Origin of the sequence: Phaeovulum sp., assembly GCF_041596715.1 — a bacterium.
In the GTDB taxonomy this organism is placed as follows: Bacteria; Pseudomonadota; Alphaproteobacteria; order Rhodobacterales; family Rhodobacteraceae; genus UBA6213.
The window spans coordinates 1-3548 of sequence record NZ_JBFHIA010000280.1; the positions used below are offsets into that span (position 1 = coordinate 1).

The window sequence follows — 3548 nt, forward strand, 5'->3', positions numbered from 1 at the left end:
CGGCAGGCCAAACAGCCGCGCATCTGCCTGCCCGAGAATGTTCCAAGGTTCGTGATAGGCCGCCCGGCCCACCATCACCCCATCAAGCCCTTCGGCCAAAAGCGCCTCGGCCGCAGCAAGGCTTGCCACGCCACCGTTGATAGAAATGTGCAATGCCGGATAGGCGCGCTTCATTTCCTGCACCAGCGCATAGTCGAGCGGCGGCACATCACGGTTTTCCTTGGGCGAAAGGCCCTGCAACCACGCCTTGCGCGCGTGGATGGTAAAGCGGCGCACCCCGGCCGCCGCGACGGTTTCCAGAAACGCGGGCAGCACCTCGGCCGGGTTCTGGTCATCTACCCCGATCCGACATTTTATCGTGACCTCGTGCCCGGCCCCTTCGGCCATCGCCGCCACGCAATCGGCCACCAGATCCGGTGTTTTCATCAAAACCGCACCAAACGCGCCTGATTGCACCCGGTCAGAGGGGCAGCCGCAGTTGAGGTTGATCTCGGCATAGCCCCATTCCGCGGCAATCCGCGCCGCCTCGCGCAGCTCTGCCGGGTTCGAGCCGCCCAATTGCAGCGCAACGGGTTGTTCGACCGGGTCGAAATCCAAAAGCCACGCGCGGTTGCCGTGCAGCACAGCGGGGGCTGTGACCATTTCGGTGTAAAGCAGCGCGCCACGGCTGATTTCGCGGTGAAAGCGGCGGCAGAACCGATCCGTCCAATCCATCATGGGTGCCACCGACAGCCGCGCGGCAGCGCGGGCTGTGGCAGGCTGGAAAGGAAATTGATCGGTCAAGGCAAGCTCCATCAGTTGGCGGCAAGGCGCGCCCCCGGCAGCCCCCTAGCACGGTTGTGGGCGCGGCGAAACTGCGCCAAAGCCGCTTGCGCGCAGCGCCGCGCACTGGCCGCGATGCAGCAGCAGCGCTATAGGGGGGTGACTCGCAACATCGGAGGCCCTTGATGACAATCCGCCTGACCACCCTTGCCCACGGCGGCGGCTGCGGCTGCAAGGTTTCGCCCGCGCTTTTGGACGAAATCCTTTCGGGCCTTCCGGCGCATTTCCGCGACCCGGCCATGCTCGTCGGCATCGAGACGAAAGACGACGCCATCGTTTACCGCATTGACGACGAACACGCCTTGGTCGCCACCACCGATTTCTTCATGCCCGTGGTCGATGACGCCTATGATTTCGGCGCAATCGCCGCCTGCAATGCGCTTTCCGATATCTACGCGGTCGGGGGCAAACCGCTATTTGCGCTGGCGCTGGCGGGTATGCCGATCAACGTGCTTGGCGTTGAAACGATCCGCTCGATCATGGCTGGCGGGGCCGACATGGCGGCGCAGGCGGGTATTCTGATCGGCGGTGGCCATTCGATCGACGCGCCAGAACCGATCTACGGGCTGGCGGTGGTTGGCATGGTTCACCCAGACCGCGTCAAGCGCAACTGCACCGCGCGGGCGGGCGATGTGCTGGTGCTGGGCAAGGCGCTTGGCGTCGGTGTGCTTAGCCACGCGCTGAAGGCCGAGGGGCTTTCGGGTGCCGACTATAAAGAGCTGCGCGCCACCACCACCAAGCTCAATTCCATCGGTGCCGACCTTGGCGCGATGGAGGCGGTGCATGCGCTGACGGATGTTACCGGCTTTGGCCTGCTGGGCCATTTGCGCGAGGTCTGCGAAGGCTCGCGCCTTGGCGCGCGGCTGCGGCTAGAGGATGTGCCGCTACTGGGTGCCGCCGTGACCTATGCAAAGGCAGGGCACAACACCGGTGCAGGCACCCGTAACCGCGGCGCGCACGAAGCGCATGTGACCTTGCCAGAGGGTCTGCCCGATTGGCACCGCAACCTGCTGTTTGACCCGCAAACTTCGGGCGGGCTGCTGGTTTCGGTCGCGCCCGAAGCGGCGGTCGAGGTGCTGGCGATGTTCCATGCGCAGGGCTACGACCGCGCGGCGATCATCGGGCAGATGGTCGAGGGTGAGGCGCAGGTGACGGTCGAAGGCTGAAGCCGGGCTAAGGCCCAAGTAACGACAGGGGCTGAAACACCGGCCCATCGGGCGTCTGGGCAAGATGCGCGCGGATGTGAAAGACCTCGGCCAAAAGCGCAGGCGTCAACACTTCCAGCGGCGCGCCATCGGCCACCAGACGCCCTTGGGAAAGCACCCAGAGCCGTGTGCAATGCCGCGCGGCCAGCCCCAGATCGTGCAGCGAGGCGACCACAGCGCTGCCCGCCGCCGCAAGCCCTGCAAAAACCTGCATCGTGGCAATCTGTGCGGCAGGGTCCAGCCCGGCGGTTGGCTCGTCTGCCAAAAGCAGGGGGGCTTCTTGCGCCAACGCCCGCGCGATCAGCACGCGGGCCTGCTCGCCCCCCGAAAGGGCTGTGGCGGCGCGGTGGCGCAGTGCAATCAGGCCCATCCGATCCAGCGCCTGTTCCACCGCCTCGGCACCGCCCTCGGGCCCATGCGGCAGGCGACCCAGCCGCACCACCGCCTCGACCGACATGCCCCAAGCGATTTCGCGCGCTTGCGGTAGCCACGCGGCGGCCAAGGCCCGTTGATGGGGTGCCATTTCTGCCAGCGAAGAGCGGCCAGAATGTGCCAGCAAGCCGAATATCGCGCGCAGGGCCGTGGTTTTACCCGCGCCATTCGGGCCGATAAGGCCGATCACCTCGCCCGGTCGCACCGTGGCGCTGAGGCCCGCCAGCACCACCGTGCCGCCCCGCTGAACCCCAAGATCCTGCACCTGTAACAACGTCATGCGGCACCTTCCTTCGCCTGCTGTCGGATCATCCGCAAAAGGAACGGTGCGCCGACAAGCGCCGTCAACACGCCAAGCTTCAGGTCGCGCTCGGGCACGATCAGCCGCGTTGCGATATCGGCAGCCAGCAGCATCGCCGCACCGCCTAGCGCCGATGCGGGCAGCAGCCGCGAGGGGCGCGCGCCCACTGCACGTCGCAAAAGATGCGGCACAACCAGCCCCACAAACCCCACCGCGCCGGTCACTGCGGTTGCGGCCCCCACCATCATCGCGCTGCCCGCCACCACGCCCAGTCGCAGCCGAGGCAAAGACACACCAAGGCTTGCCGCCGCGTCCTCACCCAGCGTCAGCGCATCAAGCCCCCGCCCCTGCGCCCATAGCAACGCCCCGCCCGCAAGCACAAAGGGTGCTGCCAGCGCGACATGCAGCATTGAACGATCGGCCAGCGAACCCATCAGCCAGAACACGATCTCGGCGGCGGCATAGGGGCTGGGTGCCAGATTGAGCACCAGAGCAGTCAGCGCCCCGGCCAGCGCCGAAAGCGCCACCCCGGCAAGGATCAGCGTCAGCGCCCGCGCCTCGCGCCCGGCCAGCACCATCACCAGCGCCACCGCCAGCCCGGCCCCCGTCAGCGCCGCCAAAGGCAGCGCCAGCGCAAAGGCCGCATAAGCGCCGGTGTGAATGGCGATCACCGCCCCCAGCGCCGCGGCCCCCGAGGTGCCGATCAGCCCCGGTTCTGCCAGCGGGTTGCGCAGAAAACCCTGCATCGCCGCCCCGGCCATCCCCAGCGCGGCACCGACCAGTATGCC

The 3548-nt window shown here is 67.1% G+C and carries 4 protein-coding genes; 1 reads left to right on the plus strand and 3 read right to left on the minus strand.

All coding sequences use genetic code 11. From position 1 onward, the window contains the following. On the minus strand, nucleotides 1-783 hold a 783-nt coding region (gene dusA / locus ABY403_RS14580; protein ID WP_372841547.1), incomplete at its 3' end, for a tRNA dihydrouridine(20/20a) synthase DusA. Nucleotides 784-947: 164 nt separating this feature from the next. Between dusA and selD the strand changes: the two genes are divergently transcribed. Next, nucleotides 948-1988, plus strand: a complete 1041-nt coding sequence (selD, locus tag ABY403_RS14585; RefSeq protein ID WP_372841548.1) for a selenide, water dikinase SelD — start codon at nucleotides 948-950, stop codon at nucleotides 1986-1988. A gap of 7 nt (nucleotides 1989-1995) precedes the next feature. Here selD and ABY403_RS14590 read toward each other — a convergent pair whose 3' ends face one another. Together ABY403_RS14590 and ABY403_RS14595 are read right to left on the minus strand one after the other, a co-directional pair. Further along, a complete protein-coding gene (locus ABY403_RS14590; protein WP_372841549.1) occupies nucleotides 1996-2739 on the minus strand; it encodes an ABC transporter ATP-binding protein in 744 nt (247 codons plus the stop codon). After that, nucleotides 2736-3548: FecCD family ABC transporter permease (locus ABY403_RS14595; RefSeq protein ID WP_372841550.1), on the minus strand; the 813-nt coding region annotated here is incomplete at its 5' end. The genes ABY403_RS14590 and ABY403_RS14595, both read right to left, overlap by 4 nt.